Source organism: Paenibacillus taihuensis (genome assembly GCF_003386535.1).
Taxonomy (GTDB): Bacteria; Bacillota; Bacilli; order Paenibacillales; family Paenibacillaceae; genus Paenibacillus_Z; species Paenibacillus_Z taihuensis.
The window spans coordinates 113,311-128,511 of record NZ_QTTN01000017.1 but is presented as its reverse complement, the minus strand read 5'-3'; the positions used below and the strand labels follow the sequence as shown (position 1 = coordinate 128,511).

Genomic DNA, 15,201 nt, shown 5'->3' with positions numbered 1-15,201 from the left:
CGTGTCTCAGTCCCAGTGTGGCCGATCACCCTCTCAGGTCGGCTATGCATCGTCGCCTTGGTGAGCCGTTACCTCACCAACTAGCTAATGCACCGCAGGCCCATCTGTAAGTGACAGCTTGCACCGTCTTTCCCAACTCGACCATGCAGTCAAGTTGCGTATCCGGTATTAGCATTCGTTTCCGAATGTTATCCCGGTCTTACAGGCAGGTTGCCTACGTGTTACTCACCCGTCCGCCGCTAACCTTACCCGAAGGCAAGATCCGCTCGACTTGCATGTATTAGGCACGCCGCCAGCGTTCGTCCTGAGCCAGGATCAAACTCTCCATAAAAGTGGCTAGCCGAAGCTTGGCCAATTTCAGAATGGCTTGTTAGCTCATCGCTGACTTACTTTCGCCAGAAACTCCATCGTCACCTAGATGATGATGAGCGTTTCGACGCTTTAAAACCTGTTTGACAGGTCGCTCATTGTTCAGTTTTCAAGGAACAAATTGTTTCTTATTTCTCGTCCCAGTCTCGCGACCGGAATTAGAATATATCATACATCGAAACTTAATTGCAAGCTTTATTTTTGGGCTTGTTTTCGTCTCGTTCACCGTGCTAACGTGTACCTCTCAGCGGCGGAATTAGAATATACCATGTCGCGTAACTCAGTTGCAACAGGTATTATTTTACATCCAAATGGCATGCAGCAGACAAAGTAAATTTTCCTTAAAGACAACCTCCATCTTGTTCACAATACAAACCGTTTATGATACAATGAAAGCGCTAACAAATTCATCTTTAATTGAGGGGGTTCAATACATGATGAAGGTAGTAGCAGATGATAACCGCAATGTATATGAGAACTTTGAGGTGGAGAAGGACATTTACTACTTCAAGGTCGGCAAACCCGGAATGGTTAGCTTCCACGGTAGAAACTACAACATAAAGAAGAACATTACTACCGAGCAGCTAAACAGCTACATCTCATCCGGACGTTTCATTAAAGTGAACGGCAGCTGCTACGTCAACAAGGAGAAAGTGCTCTCATTCACGGACGGCTTTATCTGTTTCGATCATAGCGCATCGGAAGCGAAGCAAGTTCATGTCTCCAAATGGAGGCTTCAAGGCATTAAAAACCAGCTGTCCGCCCAAGGCAAAGCGGCTATGTAACGCTCGAAACCTTCTACCGGATGTCCACCATTCGGCAGGAGGTTTTTTAATACACGATTTCATTCATAATGTGCCCTCCTACTACGCACAATAGGCTACATCCATATGAAAGGAGGGAACACGCATGTCTAAGCAGCAAGGCCAAGGTCGCAAAAACACGACTTCTAAAGGCTCCGATAACAATAATAAGAAAACAAATAGCAGCGCTGAAGACTAATCTCCAACTCCTTCACGCATCTACTTAACGCCCTAGGGCAACGCTACTCAAATTCCAATCCAAACCCTTTCCTCCTCGAGCTGATCGAAGCGAACAGGAAGAAAGGGTTTCTTGTTGTTCTTGTCCGCTGCTATAATGAAGTAAAATTTCATGCGGGGTGAATGAGAAGATGGCGAACACGAATCCTGCACCGTATCAATTCATGACCGAAAGGCTGCACCTGCGCCCTTTCGTACAGAGCGACGCACCTGTTGTGCAGCGTCTTGCCGGCGAACACGCCGTAGCTCGAACAACGCTCTCACTGCCTCATCCATATCCGGCCGGCGCCGCAGCGATGTGGATTGATTTTCGCACAGATGCAGCTAGACATGGTCATGGTTATACATTCGCTATTGTACATAAGGAATCCCAAGCATTAATGGGATGCATCAGCCTAAACATCACATCCGAACACAAGCGCGGCGAAATCGGGTACTGGCTCGGACAGAGCTACTGGGGCAACGGCTACACAACTGAAGCACTCATTCAACTCGTTCAATTTGGATTCGAAACGATACATCTGAACCGCATCTGGGGCGCCGCGATGACGAAGAACCCCGCTTCATCCGCTGTTATGTTGAAAGCCGGCCTGAACCATGAAGGAACCTTCAAACACCATATTCGAAAATGGGATCAATTCGAGGATATCCATTACTACGGGCTGACGAGAGAAGATTTTATGCAACAACAACAAAAAGGATGACGAACCTCACGTTCGCCATCCTTCTTTATTTGCGCAATGCGATAGGCGGCATTCCAAGCAACAGCTCTCGAACTGTTCCCCAAGCAATCGATAACGCTTCTTGAAGGGGCCATGCAGCGGTACTTGCCGCCATTACAGCGATCCCATGCTTATAGGTCACGGAGACGCCCCATTCGATCGGATGTTCCTCAAATGGAGGCAATTCAGAGAGTACAGCCCGAACCGCTTCAGCATGAACCGATTGGAGCCGGTCCGAGAACACATAGAATACACCTGTATGTGTCATCTCAGCAAAGCAACCACGCGCAGTAAGGCGCTGCCTCATCGGTTCGATCATTTGATGCTGCGCATAAATCAACTCTTCCTTGTAATACACATTAAGCTTGCTCCGGTAGGAACGATAGGCAAAAAGCTCACCTCGAAGCGCCCTCCCCGGACACAGCACCTCTGCCCCCATCCAAACGGATCCTTCAGCAAGATGAACATCCGTCTTCATCGTGAATACCGCGTCACGATAAAGCATCGTCGGCTCCGGCATCGACTCCACTATCGCTCCCGCTTCAAGTTCGAAGCTCTGAATCATCGCCGAACCGCCGCAATCCTCATGCGCAGGATGAATCTTGGTGAAGGATTGGTTTGTAATATAGGCATGGGCACCTTCCCCTGCTTTCCATTGAAGCTCATACCGGTCACCGGCCAGCAGACCTGGCGAAACATCCATTACAATGACGCCAATTGGACCGCCGAGGGGGAACGCTTTTGCAATCTTGATTGGAGCAGTATGATACTTCGAGGTGATCATGGAGCCCCGCTCCCGCTTCTCAAACACGGCCCGCAGCTGCGAAACGCGCTGCCCCTTCTCACTAGACGCGGCTGTGATGCCCGGCACCGGCAGCATGATGTCCCTCATCCCCGTGATGATGTTCATGGCCATGGGCATGGGCCAGCTCATGCTCCAGCCAATGAACGATTTGATCGACATTCACGCCGCCGAACAAATTCGAGAACACGTATGGCCGCTCACCGCGCATCCGTTTCGTATCCTCCTCCATCACCTGCAGGCTGGCGCCGACATGCGGAGCGAGATCGATTTTGTTAATAATGAGCAGATCCGATCGCATAATGCCAGGACCGCCTTTACGCGGAATTTTCTCCCCTTGCGCAACATCAATAATATAGATAAATCGGTCAACCAGCTCGGGGCTGAACGCCGCAGCCAGATTATCGCCGCCGCTCTCGATAAAAATAAGATCAAGGTCATCGAATCGCCCCGTCAGCTCATCAACCGCTTCAAAGTTCATCGAGGCATCCTCACGAATGGCCGTATGCGGGCATCCTCCCGTCTCGACACCGATGATGCGTTCCTCAGGAAGCACGCCTGTCGCCGTTAATATACGCGCGTCCTCTTTGGTATAAATGTCGTTCGTAATAACCGCGACACTATACTTATCCTTAAGCGCGCCTGCCAGTCGCTCGACTAGCGCCGTCTTGCCAGACCCGACCGGCCCCCCGATCCCAATCCGAATTGGTCTCGAGCGATCGATTGATGGCTGCTCCCACCCATGATGGTGATGTCCTTGTCCTTGACACATAATGAACGCCTCCTATAATAATAGTTCCGACAACTAAGACATAAACAATCGTGAATACAGCTGCTCGTGACGCATCATCGCAATTTCCGCGAGCGGCATGCTCGAATAAGCTTCCTCCGGTTCCATCGCTTCAACAATTCGCCACGCGTCTGCCGTCATCGGTGTTAAGCGAGCAATGATCGACTGCCCCTCCGTCTGCCCCATCGACATGAGCCGCAGCGCACTTCCGACACAGGTGACGATACAAGCGTACAAGTAGCCTTGCGCCGCCTGCTCCAATCCAATCCCGAACTGCCAGCACGCATACCCAAAAACAAGCGGATGTGTTGCAAGGCAATCATTCGCGCGGAGTCCAATCGTGAGGGGGGACCAATCACATTGCGGATAGAGGGACACAAGCAGCTGCAGCAGCCGTCTGCCCATCTTCTGAACACCGGTTCGCGATTCAATCGCCGCTCGCTGAACATGCACAAGCCGTTCGACCGCCCAGAGCGAGGGATAATTCAGACTTGGCAAGTCTCTATAGACCGCTTTGATCACCATCACATCCGCCGTACTCCAGCTTTGCAGCAGCATCAGACGCACGTATTCCTCGAGCTCCGCACTCGTTCGGATTGCCCCTTCTTGTACAAGCGTCTCTAATCCAAAAGAGTGCGAAAATCCGCCAATCGGCAGTGCAGAATCAAGCAGTTGTTGAAGCGCGAGCCATGGCACGATGCCTGAAGGAGAAGGCTGCCCTACCAGTTCCGTTTGATCATCCACCACAGCCTCACCTCGCTTCCGCTCATTTCACTTCATTAGAAGAGAAAATACCGCTGCGCCATAGGCAGCACGTCCACCGGCTCGCAAGTCGCAGGAACACCGTCCACTTTGACCTCGTACGTCTCCGGGTCCACTTCAATCTTCGGCAGCGCATCATTGTGAATCATATCCCGTTTCGTCACCTTGCGGCAGCCGCGTATCGGTTCGATCCGTTTCTGAAGCCCAAGCTTATCAGCGACCCCGTTGTCATAAGCGGCTTGTGACACGAAGGTGATACAGCTCTTGTACTTGGCTTTGCCGAAAGCGCCGAACATCGGCCTTCCGAACACTGGCTGCGGTGTCGGAATCGATGCATTCGGATCGCCCATCTGAGCGTACGCGATGGTACCGCCTTTCAGCACAAGGTCCGGCTTCACGCCGAAGAACATCGGGCTCCAAACAACGAGGTCTGCGAACTTGCCCGGTTCGATTGATCCAACAAGATGCGAGATACCATGCGTAATCGCAGGGTTAATCGTGTACTTGGCGATATATCGCTTAATGCGGAAGTTATCAGCCTCCACGTTCGCTTCTTGCTCCAACGCGCCTCGCTGTTTCTTCATTTTGTCCGCGGTCTGCCATGTTCGAATAATGACCTCGCCAACCCGGCCCATCGCCTGCGAATCGGAGCTGATCATGCTGAACACGCCCATATCGTGCAAAATATCTTCCGCAGCAATCGTCTCCGGCCGAATCCGCGAATCCGCGAAGGCGACATCCTCAGGGATGCTGCTGTCCAGATGATGGCATACCATCAGCATGTCGAGATGCTCTTCAATTGTGTTCACGGTAAAAGGACGCGTCGGATTCGTCGAGGAAGGCAGCACGTTCAGTTCGCCTGCAGCCCGGATAATATCCGGCGCATGACCGCCGCCAGCCCCTTCCGTATGATAGGTATGTATCGTCCGTCCCTTGAACGCCGCAAGCGTATCTTCAAGAAAGCCCGCTTCATTCAACGTGTCAGTGTGGATTGCCACTTGCACGTCATATTGATCCGCAACTTCAAGGCAAATATCGATGGCTGCCGGCGTCGTACCCCAATCCTCATGCAGCTTCAGCCCGATCGCCCCTGCCTCTACCTGCTCGATCAGCGGACCCGTGAACGACGCGTTACCTTTGCCAGTGAACCCTAGATTCATTGGAAAAGCTTCCGCGGCCTCCAGCATCCGATGCATATGCCATGCTCCCGGCGTGCACGTCGTCGCATTCGTTCCCGTCGCAGGACCCGTTCCGCCTCCGATCATCGTTGTAACACCGGAGGATAGCGCAGTCTCAATCTGCTGTGGACATATATAATGAATGTGCGTGTCGATGCCCCCCGCCGTGACGATCTTGCCTTCGCCTGCGATAACTTCCGTACTCGCACCGACGACCATGCCCGGCGTGACGCCATCCATAATGTCCGGGTTCCCGGCTTTCCCGATGCCGACGATAGCGCCGTCTCGGATACCGATATCCCCCTTCACAATTCCCCAGTGATCGATGACAACCGCATTCGTTATGAGCGTATCGAGCACACCTTCAGCCCGAAGCGCACCGCTCGACTGTCCCATGCCATCACGGATAACTTTGCCCCCGCCGAATTTGCACTCATCCCCGTAAACCGTGTAATCATGCTCGATCTCCGCCCACAGTTCCGTATCCGCAAGTCGCACCGCATCGCCGGTTGTCGGGCCGAACATCGCGGCATAGCTGCTTCGATTCATCCTGCTCATGGCTGCTCCCCTTTCCAAGCAGCAAGCCTCGCACGCACCTCTTCCGGCATTGCTCCATGAACAGCCAATCCGTTCGCCAGCGCATTAAGCCCAAAGGACTTCTTGCTGCCGCCAAGCTCGACGAGCTGTACAGGCTTCTCCTCGCCAGGCTCGAACCGCACTGCCGTCCCTGCGGGGATGTCGAGCCTCATGCCGAAGGCTGCTTCGCGATCGAAACGGAGCGCTCGATTCACTTCAAAGAAATGATAATGCGAGCCGACCTGAATCGGTCGGTCGCCAATATTTGCAACGAGCAATCTCGTCGTCTGTCTCCCCGCGTTTAGCTCAAGCTCCCCCTGCACGATTCGATATTCTCCTGGAATCAAGGCGCCCACCCTCTCTCTATCAGCCTTTTATGGGATGATGAATCGTTACGAGCTTTGTCCCGTCTGGAAAAGTCGCCTCTACCTGGACTTCATGAATCATATCAGCAACGCCGCTCATCACTTGTTCGCGGCTTAGAATCGTCGTGCCATGCTCCATGAGCTGAGCAACCGTCATGCCATCGCGTGCACCTTCCAATATTTCAGAGGTTAGCAGTGCAACACTTTCCGGATAATTCAGCTTTACGCCGCGGTTCATCCGCCGCTTCGCCAAATCTGCAGCAATCGTGACGAGCAGTTTTTCTTTCTCGCGTTCTGTTAGTTGCATGATAAGCACCTCTTTTCTGTAGGTTTTCTCCTATTATAGCGAGCTAAGATGGGCAAGTAAATAACATATGTTAGATTATCTAACATTTAAGGATACGTAAATCGAATAGTCAACCGTTATCGAGTAGTTTCGTGTTAGATTTTGTCGAATAAATCTAACATGAACAACATGCGAACCCAGTCACACCCTATTGTTTACCACCTTCAGCATTCGACAGGGAAGCTAGCCATCAGACAGGCAATATGATAGACTAAAATTTATTATTGAATGACTTTGGGAGGGACTACAATGGCTGCAAACAAGATGCGCTCAGACATGATTAAAAAAGGATTTGACCGCGCTCCGCACCGCAGCTTGCTGCGTGCTGCCGGAGTAAAGGAAGAGGACTTCGGCAAACCGTTCATCGCGGTTTGTAACTCGTACATCGATATCATTCCAGGCCATGTTCACTTGCAGGAATTCGGCAAGCTCGTTAAAGAAGCGATCCGCGAAGCAGGCGGCGTACCATTCGAATTCAACACAATCGGCGTTGACGATGGTATCGCAATGGGTCACATCGGCATGCGTTATTCCCTTGCAAGCCGTGAAATTATCGCCGACTCCGTAGAAACTGTCGTTAACGCGCACTGGTTCGACGGTATGGTCTGCATTCCGAACTGTGACAAAATTACGCCAGGGATGATCATGGGCGCGCTTCGCGTCAACATTCCTACGATGCTTGTCAGCGGCGGACCGATGAAAGCGGGTAAAACATCCGACGGCCGTTCCATTTCGTTGTCCAGCGTATTCGAAGGCGTTGGCGCATACCAAGCTGGCAAAATCGATGAAGCAGGCTTGCAAGAGCTTGAGCAATTCGGCTGCCCAACTTGCGGATCCTGTTCCGGTATGTTCACTGCCAACTCCATGAACTGTCTCGCAGAAGGCCTTGGCCTTGCGCTTCCAGGCAACGGTACGATCCTTGCTGTATCGCCTGAGCGTAAAGAGTTCGTTAAACAAGCGGCTCGCCAGCTGATGGAACTGATCAAGATGGATCTGAAGCCTCGCGACATCGTGAAGAAAGAATCGATCGATAACGCATTCGCCCTTGATATGGCGATGGGCGGTTCCACGAATACCGTTCTTCACACGCTTGCTATCGCGCATGAAGCTGGTATCGACTATCCAATCGAGCGCATCAACGAAGTTGCTGCACGCGTGCCGCATCTGGCGAAGATCGCTCCAGCTTCCGACTACCACATCGAAGATGTGGACAATGCCGGCGGAGTTAGCGCAATTCTGAACGAGCTGTTCAAGAAAGAAGGCGCACTGAACGGCGACATGCTGACTGTAACTGGCAAGACGCTTCGTGAGAACGTAGCTGGCCATGACATCAAGGATACGGATGTTCTCCACACACTTGACAATCCGCACAGCGAACGCGGCGGTCTGTCCGTTCTGTTCGGCAATCTGGCACCACGCGGTGCAATCATTAAAGTCGGCGCCGTTGATAAATCGGTTGGCGGCTACCATAAAGGCCCTGCAATCTGCTTCGATTCGCAAGATGAAGCGCTGCACGGTATTGCCAATGGCAAAGTTAAAGAAGGCCATGTCGTTGTCATCCGCTACGAAGGACCAAAAGGCGGACCAGGCATGCCTGAGATGCTTGCCCCTACTTCGCAAATCGTAGGTATGGGTCTTGGCGCGAAGGTCGGTCTCGTAACAGACGGACGTTTCTCCGGCGCATCCCGCGGTATCAGCATCGGTCACGTTTCTCCAGAGGCGGCTGAAGGCGGACCAATCGCATTCGTTCAAGATGGCGACCTCGTAGAGCTTGATCTCATTAACAATGAGATGAACCTCCTGATCAGCGACGAAGAGTTCGAAGCTCGCCGCGCGAACTGGAAAGGTTTCGAGCCGAAGATCACTAAAGGCTATCTAGCTCGTTATTCCCACCTCGTTACAAACGCAAGCACAGGCGGCGTATTAAGGTTCAACTAATTTTCGCCAAACCTGCAACTTAATGAGATCGCCCTGCGTATGACTGAATGAAAGTCATCCATGCAGGGCGATTTTTTTGCATGCACTTATTTAATTGAGGAGTCTTGCGCTTTATGTTTGGCAAAGTTGCTGCGGATGTACTGGGATTGCGCTCATTCATCTCGATGGCACAAGCGCGATTAGTAAGAAGCGGACGCTGCACCATTACGCCTACAGCTCTCACAAGATCTCTGGCGTTAGCTTGGAAACTGCCGGTACAGTCGACCTCGATGTTGAGATCAAGTTCAACCTCGGAAGCATTCCATTCTCCATCGATGTACATAAGAAATATATCGAGGACATCAAAGATTTATACAAGGCACTCATTAAGATCGCCGAGATTTCGCATGAGAACGAAATCAATCTTAGCTTTGCGAGACAGAGCCTTGATCTCGCCTCTTCAACGGTCAGCCAAATTCACAAAGCGGAAATCGACCTTTCCGAACAGTTCAAATCGCTCAACCAGATCGCGTTCAACTGGCTTCACGATTCGCAGAAGCAATACAAGTCGAAGGACTTCGGCGCTATCTTCGAACGCTACATCAATCATTAACCATACAAAAAGGCGCCGCTTCAAGGGCGACGCCTTCTCTTGCTCACTGCTTATTATGGTGCAACCTCGCCGGCTGCGGCATTCGCATTGTCGTAAGAAGCTGGTGCTATATTATTGTGCGCACCTGCATTCCGTTTCTGTTCAGACTTTGGCGCTGCCTTCCATTCACGAGCCATCTTCGTATCCTGCCCGTACCGATGCCATAGCTCCGTCATCGACATTGCAATGATCCGCGGTTCCAGGCGCGATCCCTGTTCAGCCAAGCGCTGCTTGCCTGAAGGATGCAGCACCCACAGCAGCAGCTTCAAGTAAATACGAGTCGACTTATCGAACAAGCCTTTCGGAATCGATACGACACTGAAGCCAAACTGCTCTGCTCCGCGGTTAATCATACTGACGCCGTAGAGCCCTTTTGCCTCCTGAGCCGCTTCATCTTCCGCAAGCTGACGAGCCAGCTTCGGCATGCTGTGCTGCACTTCACGAATCAGCCTAATGGCCACATGCATCATCGACTTCGACTCTGTCATCATCCCAAGCAGCATCTGATTATCGAAGTGAAGCTCAACGACAGGATCCTTCGGCTCGATGCGCCGTCCATCCGTAAGCTCAATGGTCTTGCCGCCATACGGAACGATGCGGTAGTGAAAGACCGAACCGTCGATGCCCGACTTAACGCGGAACAGCACATGAAACAGCCGTTCCCAGCCCATCCAGCACGCGATAATCGCTCGCTTCAGCGGGCTGAACTTCGGTGCAGCCGCTTTGTTCCGGTCTGTAATGGCAATCATATCGGTAATATGAACGAACTTATAACCGCGTTCCGTGCCCGCTTCAAGCACAGGCTCGAGCGCCTTCAACATATTGATCGGCGCATCTTCATCCGCACCGAAAGTTTGTCCGCAATCGTGCAGCAGCAGTACTTCACCCGGGCGCAGTTTCTTCATAATTCGTTGCTGCAGCCGCTCTGCACCGACCCGTTTGCGCCAATCACCAAACAGGGAAGACCAAAGAATAATTTGCAAATAACCGAGGTTCGAGAAGTCAAACAAATTGACGATGCCCCATGGCGGCCGGTAATAAGCCGAACGGACACCGGTCGTTTTACGGATGATTTCAGAAGTGCGGTGAATCTGCTTCTTAACCGTTCTTGGCCGCATTAACCAGTTTGATTTGTGCACGTAGTTATGAATGCCAATGACATGCCCTTCATCATGCATACGTTTGAGCAGCTCCGGGTTACGCTCTGCGTGGATGCCGACAACGAAGAAAGTCGCCTTTGCATCATAACGTTTCAACAAATCAAGCAGTTGCGGCGTATAAACCGGGTCCGGCCCGTCATCGAAGGTAAGCGCAATTTCTTTCTTCGCTCGACCTCGTTTAAATACGCGAAATCCGAATGTCCGACTGATGATACCTGGTAAAAAAGCGTAAAACGTCAAAAAATAAAAGCCCCATAGCAGGAAGTTCTCCATAATTCGTTTTCCCACCACCTTTGTTTCTGTCTCTTTCACGTCGAATGGAGAGAGTGTAATGCCCCGTTCTGCTTGATGCCTCCATTCATTGTACCATAGCATGTGTCGAAACGGCTACGTAACTTAACATAATCTACAACTATGAGCTCATAAGAAACGGACGGATGGGAAACACTGTTATTTTATAGTACAATCGAAATAAATCTGTCTGAATAAAATGCTTCAAAAAGGAGTCTGCCTATGCTTTCCTTCTATCGTAAATATTGGCGCACCGCGTTCGATATTGCACTCATTGTACTCACGGTATATCTCATTATGCTTGTCTTTAGCTATTTATACCGGATTGCGACGCCTATCTTCCTTTCTTTTCTCATTTATATGTTCATCGAGCCGCCTGCACGCTGGTTAGCTCGGCTGGGAATGAAGAAATCGATCGCCTCCGGCTTGTCGGTGCTCGTCTTCACCCTCGTCATCGTCGGTGCTTTTGTCGGCGCTGGCTATGTGATGACATCCCAGATTACAGGTCTAGCGGGCAATTTGCACAAGTATCAGAGCATGCTCGTCGATCAGTTCCAGAACAACGCCTCCGTTATTCAGGAGAAATTCTCTGCGCTGCCGCCTGACGTTGTCGCCAAAGCAAAAGACGTATTGGATTACATAACGAGCTGGGGCTCGAACTTAGCCGGTTCGTTCCTGCTCTCGCTAGGTGGGTATTTGAAATCATTCTCCACCTTTATCTTTAATTTCTCCATCGGCATCATTCTTGCATACTTCCTAAGTTTGGAGATTAATGAGTGGAAGAAGCTGGCGAAGGAGAAGACGCCGAATACGTTCAAGAAAGCGTTCGTTTTCCTGAAGGAAAATGTATTCGTCGGCATCGCCGGCTACCTGAAGGCGCAAGGCAAGCTGATCAGTATCACATTCATCGTCATCTTCGTCTCGCTGCTCGCTCTCGGCATCGATAATGCGTTCTCCGTCGCTCTCCTGTCAGCCTTCTTCGATGTGCTGCCGCTGCTTGGCGTCGGAACGGTGTTCGTTCCTTGGATTATTTATCTGTTCATCGTCGGCAACACATCACTTGCGATTTGGCTCAGCGCACTGTTCTTGCTCGTCGTGCTGACACGTCAAATTCTCGAACCGAAGATCACTGGCGATACGCTTGGCGTCTCTGCCTTTACGATGCTTGCCTTCATGATTATATCGTTATCGATTTTCGGCATATCAGGCGTCATCCTGTCGCCAATACTGATGATTCTGCTCAAAGCATTATATGATCAGCGTTACTTCCACCGGTGGATTCATTCGCCGAGGGGCGAGTTCGATCACCAGACGAATCCTGCGGATCACTCCTGACCTTGTACAGCCAAAATATCCATGACGCCGCGAAATAACACGGTCGCCTTATTGGACAAGCCAGGTGTGCGATTCTCAGCGAGGACAGCGACCGCATAACGCGGCGATTCCACTGGACCATAACCGACGAACCAATGGTTAATACGTTCGCGGCTACCATGAACGACTTGCGCGGTGCCTGACTTGCCGGCAACTCTCCAGCTGCCATCATTGATTGAACTGCCTGTTCCATATGCTACGACAGCCTCCATCCCGCGCAGCAGCGTCTGCGTCGTATGGAGGCTTATTTGTCCATATGGCGAAGGCGCAAGCTGGCGAGGCAGCTTCGCCAGCAGCTGGCCGTTGCCATAACGGATTTCGCTGACGAGCCGCGGCTCGCGCACTTCGCCGCGATGAAGCAGCGTGACCATCATGTTCGCTGCCTGCAGCGGCGACATCCGCACATCCCGCTGGCCGATACCCGTTTGCGCCAACTGACCGCCGTCGCGCACCGTTGGAATAGCTGCGAATACCGTGCCAGCCTCCTCATCCTGCAGCTGCTTAAGCGGCTTGTCCAGCGGCTGGAACTTATGCTCGCTCGTCGAGCCAATCTGACGGCCAACTCCAAGCTGATCGGCCGCAACCATCAGCTGGCGGGCAGTGAGTCTCTCGGCAATGGTAGCGAACGCCACATTGCAGGAGCCTGCGAGCGCTTCCTGCAGTGTTACATCGCCATGACCGCCCCGCTTCCAACAGTGCAAGCCATAGCGACCATAGCTGCCTCCGCAGAAGAACGACTCCTGCTCGTTCGTCAGCCCCGCCTCCAACGCAGCGGCTTCGGTCACCAGCTTGAAGATGGAGCCGGGTACAGCCGCGCGAATCGCATGATTCGCCGTATCCGTCCCTTGCACGCCAATATGCTCTACGGAGAGCTTCGGTCTTGAGATCATACTGACAATATCGCCCGTGACTGCGTCCAATACGACAACAGCGCCTTCCTTCAATCCATTCTTATCGACATACTGCTCCAGCCTGTTCTGAATGGGCAGATCTAGCGTTGTCGTCACCTTCAGCGGATAATACGGATTAGTCGGTCCCGTAAGCCGCAGATCAAGCCCGTGAAGCGGCTCGTCCGCTCCGTTCGTGAAATAGGATACCGATGTAGCGCCAACGCCTTGCAGCAGCTGATCCAGGGAGCGCTCAAGCCCTGAACCGCCTGTTTGATCTGTCAGCTTCATCGATTTATCAGCCAGTCGCTCGCTGTAATCGGACTGCAGCAGCTCCGGATGCTGACTTGTATAACCAATGACATGCTTTGGACCGAACGCTTCTGGATACCGATTCCGATACGGCAGTACGCGCACGCCGTTCATATGGAGCTCATTAATCTGTCGAAGCTGGCGTTCCGTCAGCTTATGCGGAATCTGCTCATCGGTTTCACGCCAGAAAGCAGGGTCCTTCAAAGCTCCCATCCACTCCGCGAGCTCCTGCTCCTTCACCCCTAGGGCGCGAGCGAGCTTCGTCAGCTCAGCGGGTGACTGCGTCCTTGCGCGCTGCCGCAGCGGGAACACAGCGAGCGCCTTGTACGTCTCGCCCGTAATGGCAAGCCCGCTCCGGTCGTAGAAGTCTCCTCGTCCGCTATCAAGCACCAGCTCGCGCTCACGCTGCGCGACCGATTCCGCCTTGAGCTGAGCAGCGGTCGCACGGCTCGTCATTTCAGCAGTGGATGAAGACGGAGCAAGCTGCAGCCAAGCAATCCGCATCATATAGACGATAAGCAAGGAACTCATCCCCAGCAGCACGATGTATACACGCTTTTGCCGATTTCTTCGCCGTTCCACACTCATTCAGGACACCGATCCTTTTTCACTATTTCACAAATAATCTATGACATCTTGTCCTTATTATCCCCATCCTTCTAATGTGGCAGACACACCAAAAAAGCCTCCCACGGAGATAACATATCCTCCACAAGAGACTTCACTTTCTTACATGGATCACTTCAATTACGAACGCTTCCTGAACCGATCGCATTCAAAGAAATCAAGCAAATACGTCTGAAACGCCTTCGCCACCAGCGGCAGCTTCTCGTTAGAACGATAGATAAGACCAATCGTCCGCGTCACATTCGGCGACTTCACCTTCACCTTCGCCGGCTGCAGCGGCCCTGACGCGTATAAGGCCATCTCCGGCAGCAAGCTGACGCCCATCCCCGCGGCCACAAGCCCGCGAATCGTATCGGTCTCTTCCCCTTCGAACCCGATTCGAGGCGTAAAACCGGCTTCCTTGCACGCCTCCCATACAATCGGGCGCAGCGAGTAGCCTTCACTGAAGAGGACGAACATTTCGTCCTTCAGCTGAATGAGATCTATCGCGTCTTCCTTAGCAAGCGGATGCGTCGGCGGCAAGATCGCGTACAGCTCCTCTGTCAGCACAAGCTCGCCTGTTACGTGCGGATGGCTTTCCGGACAAGGAGATACAAAGGCAAGATCGACCTCCCCTTTCATCACATCCTGAATGAGCGACGGATACATCCCCTGCTTGAACCGAAACTTCACGTTCGGATTCAGCTTACGGAACGCGGCCACCACTTCAGGGATCAGGGAGATGCCCAAGCTGTGCGGGAAGCCGAGCCGAATTTCCCCTTTCTCCGGATCGAGAAATTCCTGAATCTCCACCACAGCGCGCTCGAGATCAGCCAAGATCACTTCAGCCCGCTTCAGAAACAAGGAACCGACCGGCGTCAGCTGCAGGTTCCGTCCCTTTTGCACAAACAGCTTCGCCCCCAGCTCCTCTTCAAGCTGATGGATTTGGCGGCTGACCGCCGATTGCGCCACGTGCAGCTCCTCCGCCGCTTTCGTAACATGCTCTCTCTTGGCCACTTTCACAAAATAATACAATTGACGAAGCTCCATGG

The 15,201-nt window shown here is 52.3% G+C and carries 13 protein-coding genes, 1 rRNA gene and 1 pseudogene; 5 read left to right on the top strand and 10 right to left on the bottom strand.

Going from position 1 to position 15,201, the window contains the following annotated elements; all coding sequences use genetic code 11:
- Positions 1-331, bottom strand: a 16S ribosomal RNA gene (locus A8990_RS15720); the annotation flags it as partial.
- Between the two features lie 472 nt (positions 332-803).
- On the opposite strand from A8990_RS15720, the gene A8990_RS15715 reads away from it, so the two are divergent.
- Positions 804-1,154 (top strand): LytTR family transcriptional regulator DNA-binding domain-containing protein, encoded by a 351-nt coding sequence (locus tag A8990_RS15715; RefSeq protein ID WP_116189987.1) that lies wholly within the window; start codon positions 804-806, stop codon positions 1,152-1,154.
- Positions 1,155-1,540: 386 nt separating this feature from the next.
- On the top strand, positions 1,541-2,113 hold the full coding sequence (locus tag A8990_RS15710; protein WP_116189986.1) for a GNAT family N-acetyltransferase: 573 nt from the start codon (positions 1,541-1,543) through the stop codon (positions 2,111-2,113).
- A 25-nt stretch (positions 2,114-2,138) separates the two neighbouring features.
- On the opposite strand, the gene A8990_RS15705 is transcribed toward A8990_RS15710, so the two are convergent.
- From A8990_RS15705 to A8990_RS15680, 6 genes are read right to left on the bottom strand one after another with little or no spacing between them, the layout of a single operon-like run.
- Entirely contained in the window at positions 2,139-3,047 is a 909-nt protein-coding gene (locus A8990_RS15705; RefSeq protein ID WP_245996045.1) for an urease accessory protein UreD, read from the bottom strand.
- Positions 2,977-3,705 (bottom strand): urease accessory protein UreG, encoded by a 729-nt coding sequence (ureG, locus tag A8990_RS15700; RefSeq protein ID WP_116189984.1) that lies wholly within the window; start codon positions 3,703-3,705, stop codon positions 2,977-2,979. Before ureG ends, A8990_RS15705 begins: the two co-directional genes overlap by 71 nt.
- Positions 3,706-3,738: 33 nt before the next feature.
- Entirely contained in the window at positions 3,739-4,467 is a 729-nt protein-coding gene (locus A8990_RS15695) for an urease accessory protein UreF (protein WP_245996044.1), read from the bottom strand.
- 35 nt (positions 4,468-4,502) lie between these two features.
- Complete coding sequence (gene ureC, locus A8990_RS15690; RefSeq protein ID WP_116189983.1) at positions 4,503-6,221, bottom strand: urease subunit alpha; 1,719 nt, start codon at positions 6,219-6,221, stop codon at positions 4,503-4,505.
- A complete protein-coding gene (ureB, locus tag A8990_RS15685) occupies positions 6,218-6,586 on the bottom strand; it encodes an urease subunit beta (protein WP_116189982.1) in 369 nt (122 codons plus the stop codon). Before ureB ends, ureC begins: the two co-directional genes overlap by 4 nt.
- Positions 6,587-6,605: 19 nt before the next feature.
- Positions 6,606-6,911 (bottom strand): urease subunit gamma, encoded by a 306-nt coding sequence (locus A8990_RS15680; protein ID WP_116189981.1) that lies wholly within the window; start codon positions 6,909-6,911, stop codon positions 6,606-6,608.
- A gap of 288 nt (positions 6,912-7,199) precedes the next feature.
- On the opposite strand from A8990_RS15680, the gene ilvD reads away from it, so the two are divergent.
- Both ilvD and A8990_RS15670 read left to right on the top strand, forming a co-directional pair.
- Complete coding sequence (ilvD, locus tag A8990_RS15675) at positions 7,200-8,888, top strand: dihydroxy-acid dehydratase (RefSeq protein WP_116189980.1); 1,689 nt, start codon at positions 7,200-7,202, stop codon at positions 8,886-8,888.
- A gap of 139 nt (positions 8,889-9,027) precedes the next feature.
- Positions 9,028-9,480 (top strand): annotated as a pseudogene (locus A8990_RS15670) (YvbH-like oligomerization domain-containing protein); the annotation flags it as partial.
- A gap of 53 nt (positions 9,481-9,533) precedes the next feature.
- On the opposite strand, the gene A8990_RS15665 reads toward A8990_RS15670, so the two are convergent.
- Positions 9,534-10,970, bottom strand: coding sequence for a polysaccharide deacetylase family protein (locus tag A8990_RS15665; protein ID WP_245996043.1), 1,437 nt, complete (start codon positions 10,968-10,970; stop codon positions 9,534-9,536).
- Positions 10,971-11,192: 222 nt separating this feature from the next.
- On the opposite strand from A8990_RS15665, the gene A8990_RS15660 reads away from it, so the two are divergent.
- Positions 11,193-12,305, top strand: coding sequence for an AI-2E family transporter (locus tag A8990_RS15660; protein WP_116189977.1), 1,113 nt, complete (start codon positions 11,193-11,195; stop codon positions 12,303-12,305).
- Here the strand turns inward: A8990_RS15660 and A8990_RS15655 are convergent.
- Both A8990_RS15655 and gltC read right to left on the bottom strand, forming a co-directional pair.
- Positions 12,296-14,131 carry a peptidoglycan D,D-transpeptidase FtsI family protein gene (locus A8990_RS15655; protein ID WP_116189976.1) on the bottom strand — a complete coding sequence of 612 codons (1,836 nt, stop codon included), beginning with the start codon at positions 14,129-14,131 and terminating at the stop codon, positions 12,296-12,298. The two genes, A8990_RS15660 and A8990_RS15655, sit on opposite strands and share 10 nt — an antisense overlap.
- Positions 14,132-14,290: 159 nt before the next feature.
- Positions 14,291-15,199, bottom strand: a complete 909-nt coding sequence (gltC, locus tag A8990_RS15650; protein ID WP_116189975.1) for a glutamate biosynthesis transcriptional regulator GltC — start codon at positions 15,197-15,199, stop codon at positions 14,291-14,293.
- Positions 15,200-15,201 lie beyond the last annotated feature (2 nt).